General features: G+C 44.8%; 9 protein-coding genes. All 9 read right to left on the minus strand.

All coding sequences use genetic code 11. From position 1 onward, the window contains the following. Positions 1-144, minus strand: a 144-nt coding sequence (locus LA5095_RS33600; protein WP_497847213.1) for a hypothetical protein, incomplete at its 3' end; no start/stop codon positions are given. An 8-nt stretch (positions 145-152) separates the two neighbouring features. Further along, positions 153-680 (minus strand): hypothetical protein, encoded by a 528-nt coding sequence (locus tag LA5095_RS33605; RefSeq protein ID WP_000487867.1) that lies wholly within the window; start codon positions 678-680, stop codon positions 153-155. A gap of 110 nt (positions 681-790) precedes the next feature. Beyond that, positions 791-2,074 (minus strand): major capsid protein, encoded by a 1,284-nt coding sequence (locus tag LA5095_RS33610; protein WP_000065572.1) that lies wholly within the window; start codon positions 2,072-2,074, stop codon positions 791-793. Between the two features lie 36 nt (positions 2,075-2,110). After that, positions 2,111-2,227 carry a phage DNA packaging protein J gene (locus tag LA5095_RS33615; protein ID WP_000033471.1) on the minus strand — a complete coding sequence of 39 codons (117 nt, stop codon included), beginning with the start codon at positions 2,225-2,227 and terminating at the stop codon, positions 2,111-2,113. After that, the gene (locus LA5095_RS33620; protein ID WP_000084700.1) at positions 2,227-2,685 is read right to left on the minus strand and encodes a scaffolding protein D; all 459 of its coding nucleotides are present in this window, start codon (positions 2,683-2,685) and stop codon (positions 2,227-2,229) included. The genes LA5095_RS33615 and LA5095_RS33620 overlap by 1 nt, the downstream gene beginning before the upstream one ends. Beyond that, positions 2,682-2,921: a phage DNA packaging protein C gene (locus tag LA5095_RS33625; protein ID WP_016670801.1), complete on the minus strand. Its 240-nt coding sequence runs from the start codon at positions 2,919-2,921 to the stop codon at positions 2,682-2,684. The genes LA5095_RS33620 and LA5095_RS33625 overlap by 4 nt, the downstream gene beginning before the upstream one ends. Beyond that, positions 2,854-3,006, minus strand: coding sequence for a hypothetical protein (locus tag LA5095_RS33630; protein ID WP_435988044.1), 153 nt, complete (start codon positions 3,004-3,006; stop codon positions 2,854-2,856). The genes LA5095_RS33625 and LA5095_RS33630 overlap by 68 nt, the downstream gene beginning before the upstream one ends. Beyond that, positions 2,939-4,480: a replication endonuclease gene (locus tag LA5095_RS33635; protein WP_000252566.1), complete on the minus strand. Its 1,542-nt coding sequence runs from the start codon at positions 4,478-4,480 to the stop codon at positions 2,939-2,941. The genes LA5095_RS33630 and LA5095_RS33635 overlap by 68 nt, the downstream gene beginning before the upstream one ends. Positions 4,481-4,543: 63 nt before the next feature. Continuing rightward, a partial coding sequence (locus tag LA5095_RS33640; protein WP_032195949.1) for a Minor spike protein occupies positions 4,544-5,441 on the minus strand: 898 nt, incomplete at its 5' end.

The following is a 5,441-nucleotide window of genomic DNA, read 5'->3' on the forward strand; positions in this document are numbered from 1 at the left end:
ACCCATGCCTACAGTATTGTTATCGGTAGCAAGCACATCACCTTGAATGCCACCGGAGGCGGCTTTTTGACCGCCTCCAAACAATTTAGACATGGCGCCACCAGCAAGAGCAGAAGCAATACCGCCAGCAATAGCACCAAACATAAATCACCTCACTTAAGTGGCTGGAGACAAATAATCTCTTTAATAACCTGATTCAGCGAAACCAATCCGCGGCATTTAGTAGCGGTAAAGTTAGACCAAACCATGAAACCAACATAAACATTATTGCCCGGCGTACGGGGAAGGACGTCAATAGTCACACAGTCCTTGACGGTATAATAACCACCATCATGGCGACCATCCAAAGGATAAACATCATAGGCAGTCGGGAGGGTAGTCGGAACCGAAGAAGACTCAAAGCGAACCAAACAGGCAAAAAATTTAGGGTCGGCATCAAAAGCAATATCAGCACCAACAGAAACAACCTGATTAGCGGCGTTGACAGATGTATCCATCTGAATGCAATGAAGAAAACCACCATTACCAGCATTAACCGTCAAACTATCAAAATATAACGTTGACGATGTAGCTTTAGGTGTCTGTAAAACAGGTGCCGAAGAAGCTGGAGTAACAGAAGTGAGAACCAGCTTATCAGAAAAAAAGTTTGAATTATGGCGAGAAATAAAAGTCTGAAACATGATTAAACTCCTAAGCAGAAAACCTACCGCGCTTCGCTTGGTCAACCCCTCAGCGGCAAAAATTAAAATTTTTACCGCTTCGGCGTTATAACCTCACACTCAATCTTTTATCACGAAGTCATGATTGAATCGCGAGTGGTCGGCAGATTGCGATAAACGGTCACATTAAATTTAACCTGACTATTCCACTGCAACAACTGAACGGACTGGAAACACTGGTCATAATCATGGTGGCGAATAAGTACGCGTTCTTGCAAATCACCAGAAGGCGGTTCCTGAATGAATGGGAAGCCTTCAAGAAGGTGATAAGCAGGAGAAACATACGAAGGCGCATAACGATACCACTGACCCTCAGCAATCTTAAACTTCTTAGACGAATCACCAGAACGGAAAACATCCTTCATAGAAATTTCACGCGGCGGCAAGTTGCCATACAAAACAGGGTCGCCAGCAATATCGGTATAAGTCAAAGCACCTTTAGCGTTAAGGTACTGAATCTCTTTAGTCGCAGTAGGCGGAAAACGAACAAGCGCAAGAGTAAACATAGTGCCATGCTCAGGAACAAAGAAACGCGGCACAGAATGTTTATAGGTCTGTTGAACACGACCAGAAAACTGGCCTAACGACGTTTGGTCAGTTCCATCAACATCATAGCCAGATGCCCAGAGATTAGAGCGCATGACAAGTAAAGGACGGTTGTCAGCGTCATAAGAGGTTTTACCTCCAAATGAAGAAATAACATCATGGTAACGCTGCATGAAGTAATCACGTTCTTGGTCAGTATGCAAATTAGCATAAGCAGCTTGCAGACCCATAATGTCAATAGATGTGGTAGAAGTCGTCATTTGGCGAGAAAGCTCAGTCTCAGGAGGAAGCGGAGCAGTCCAAATGTTTTTGAGATGGCAGCAACGGAAACCATAACGAGCATCATCTTGATTAAGCTCATTAGGGTTAGCCTCGGTACGGTCAGGCATCCACGGCGCTTTAAAATAGTTGTTATAGATATTCAAATAACCCTGAAACAAATGCTTAGGGATTTTATTGGTATCAGGGTTAATCGTGCCAAGAAAAGCGGCATGGTCAATATAACCAGTAGTGTTAACAGTCGGGAGAGGAGTGGCATTAACACCATCCTTCATGAACTTAATCCACTGTTCACCATAAACGTGACGATGAGGGACATAAAAAGTAAAAATGTCTACAGTAGAGTCAATAGCAAGGCCACGACGCAATGGAGAAAGACGGAGAGCGCCAACGGCGTCCATCTCGAAGGAGTCGCCAGCGATAACCGGAGTAGTTGAAATGGTAATAAGACGACCAATCTGACCAGCAAGGAAGCCAAGATGGGAAAGGTCATGCGGCATACGCTCGGCGCCAGTTTGAATATTAGACATAATTTATCCTCAAGTAAGGGGCCGAAGCCCCTGCAATTAAAATTGTTGACCACCTACATACCAAAGACGAGCGCCTTTACGCTTGCCTTTAGTACCTCGCAACGGCTGCGGACGACCAGGGCGAGCGCCAGAACGTTTTTTACCTTTAGACATTACATCACTCCTTCTGCACGTAATTTTTGACGCACGTTTTCTTCTGCGTCAGTAAGAACGTCAGTGTTTCCTGCGCGTACACGCAAGGTAAACGCGAACAATTCAGCGGCTTTAACCGGACGCTCGACGCCATTAATAATGTTTTCCGTAAATTCAGCGCCTTCCATGATGAGACAGGCCGTTTGAATGTTGACGGGATGAACATAATAAGCAATGACGGCAGCAATAAACTCAACAGGAGCAGGAAAGCGAGGGTATCCTACAAAGTCCAGCGTACCATAAACGCAAGCCTCAACGCAGCGACGAGCACGAGAGCGGTCAGTAGCAATCCAAACTTTGTTACTCGTCAGAAAATCGAAATCATCTTCGGTTAAATCCAAAACGGCAGAAGCCTGAATGAGCTTAATAGAGGCCAAAGCGGTCTGGAAACGTACGGATTGTTCAGTAACTTGACTCATGATTTCTTACCTATTAGTGGTTGAACAGCATCGGACTCAGATAGTAATCCACGCTCTTTTAAAATGTCAACAAGAGAATCTCTACCATGAACAAAATGTGACTCATATCTAAACCAGTCCTTGACGAACGTGCCAAGCATATTAAGCCACTTCTCCTCATCCAACGCGTCAGTTTTTGACAGAATCGTTAGTTGATGGCGAAAGGTCGCAAAGTAAGAGCTTCTCGAGCTGCGCAAGGATAGGTCGAATTTTCTCATTTTCCGCCAGCAGTCCACTTCGATTTAATTCGTAAACAAGCAGTAGTAATTCCTGCTTTATCAAGATAATTTTTCGACTCATCAGAAATATCCGAAAGTGTTAACTTCTGCGTCATGGAAGCGATAAAACTCTGCAGGTTGGATACGCCAATCATTTTTATCGAAGCGCGCATAAATTTGAGCAGATTTGTCGTCACAGGTTGCGCCGCCAAAACGTCGGCTACAGTAACTTTTCCCAGCCTCAATCTCATCTCTCTTTTTGCGTTCTGCTTCAATATCTGGTTGAACGGCGTCGCGTCGTAACCCAGCTTGGTAAGTTGGATTAAGCACTCCGTGGACAGATTTGTCATTGTGAGCATTTTCATCCCGAAGTTGCGGCTCATTCTGATTCTGAACAGCTTCTTGGGAAGTAGCGACAGCTTGGTTTTTAGTGAGTTGTTCCATTCTTTAGCTCCTAGACCTTTAGCAGCAAGGTCCATATCTGACTTTTTGTTAACGTATTTAGCCACATAGAAACCAACAGCCATATAACTGGTAGCTTTAAGCGGCTCACCTTTAGCATCAACAGGCCACAACCAACCAGAACGTGAAAAAGCGTCCTGCGTGTAGCGAACTGCGATGGGCATACTGTAACCATAAGGCCACGTATTTTGCAAGCTATTTAACTGGCGGCGATTGCGTACCCGACGACCAAAATTAGGGTCAACGCTACCTGTAGGAAGTGTCCGCATAAAGTGCACCGCATGGAAATGAAGACGGCCATTAGCTGTACCATACTCAGGCACACAAAAATACTGATAGCAGTCGGCGTGTGAATCATTAGCCTTGCGACCCTCGGCAGCAAGAACCATACGACCAATATCACGAAAATAGTCACGCAAAGCATTGGGATTATCATAAAACGCCTCTAATCGGTCGTCAGCCAACGTGAGAGTGTCAAAAACGATAAACCAACCATCAGCATGAGCCTGTCGCATTGCATTCATCAAACGCTGAATAGCAAAGCCTCTACGCGATTTCATAGTGGAGGCCTCCAGCAATCTTGAACACTCATCCTTAATACCTTTCTTTTTGGGGTAATTATACTCATCGCGAATATCCTTAAGAGGGCGTTCAGCAGCCAGCTTGCGGCAAAACTGCGTAACCGTCTTCTCGTTCTCTAAAAACCATTTTTCGTCCCCTTCGGGGCGGTGGTCTATAGTGTTATTAATATCAAGTTGGGGGAGCACATTGTAGCATTGTGCCAATTCATCCATTAACTTCTCAGTAACAGATACAAACTCATCACGAACGTCAGAAGCAGCCTTATGGCCGTCAACATACATATCACCATTATCGAACTCAACGCCCTGCATACGAAAAGACAGAATCTCTTCCAAGAGCTTGATGCGGTTATCCATCTGCTTATGGAAGCCAAGCATTGGGGATTGAGAAAGAGTAGAAATGCCACAAGCCTCAATAGCAGGTTTAAGAGCCTCGATACGCTCAAAGTCAAAATAATCAGCGTGACATTCAGAAGGGTAATAAGAACGAACCATAAAAAAGCCTCCAAGATTTGGAGGCATGAAAACATACAATTGGGAGGGTGTCAATCCTGACGGTTATTTCCTAGACAAATTAGAGCCAATACCATCAGCTTTACCGTCTTTCCAGAAATTGTTCCAAGTATCGGCAACAGCTTTATCAATACCATGAAAAATATCAACCACACCAGAAGCAGCATCAGTGACGACATTAGAAATATCCTTTGCAGTAGCGCCAATATGAGAAGAGCCATACCGCTGATTCTGCGTTTGCTGATGAACTAAGTCAACCTCAGCACTAACCTTGCGAGTCATTTCTTTGATTTGGTCATTGGTAAAATACTGACCAGCCGTTTGAGCTTGAGTAAGCATTTGGCGCATAATCTCGGAAACCTGCTGTTGCTTGGAAAGATTGGTGTTTTCCATAATAGACGCAACGCGAGCAGTAGACTCCTTCTGTTGATAAGCAAGCATCTCATTTTGTGCATATACCTGGTCTTTCGTATTCTGGCGTGAAGTCGCCGACTGAATGCCAGCAATCTCTTTTTGAGTCTCATTTTGCATCTCGGCAATCTCTTTCTGATTGTCCAGTTGCATTTTAGTAAGCTCTTTTTGATTCTCAAATCCGGCGTCAACCATACCAGCAGAGGAAGCATCAGCACCAGCACGCTCCCAAGCATTAAGCTCAGGAAATGCAGCAGCAAGATAATCACGAGTATCCTTTCCTTTATCAGCGGCAGACTTGCCACCAAGTCCAACCAAATCAAGCAACTTATCAGAAACGGCAGAAGTGCCAGCCTGCAACGTACCTTCAAGAAGTCCTTTACCAGCTTTAGCCATAGCACCAGAAACAAAACTAGGGACGGCCTCATCAGGGTTAGGAACATTAGAGCCTTGAATGGCAGATTTAATACCAGCATCACCCATGCCTACAGTATTGTTATCGGTAGCAAGCACATCACCTTGAATGCCACCG

This window comes from Roseibium album (assembly GCF_001404515.1).
Classification (GTDB): domain Bacteria; phylum Pseudomonadota; class Alphaproteobacteria; order Rhizobiales; family Stappiaceae; genus Roseibium; species Roseibium album.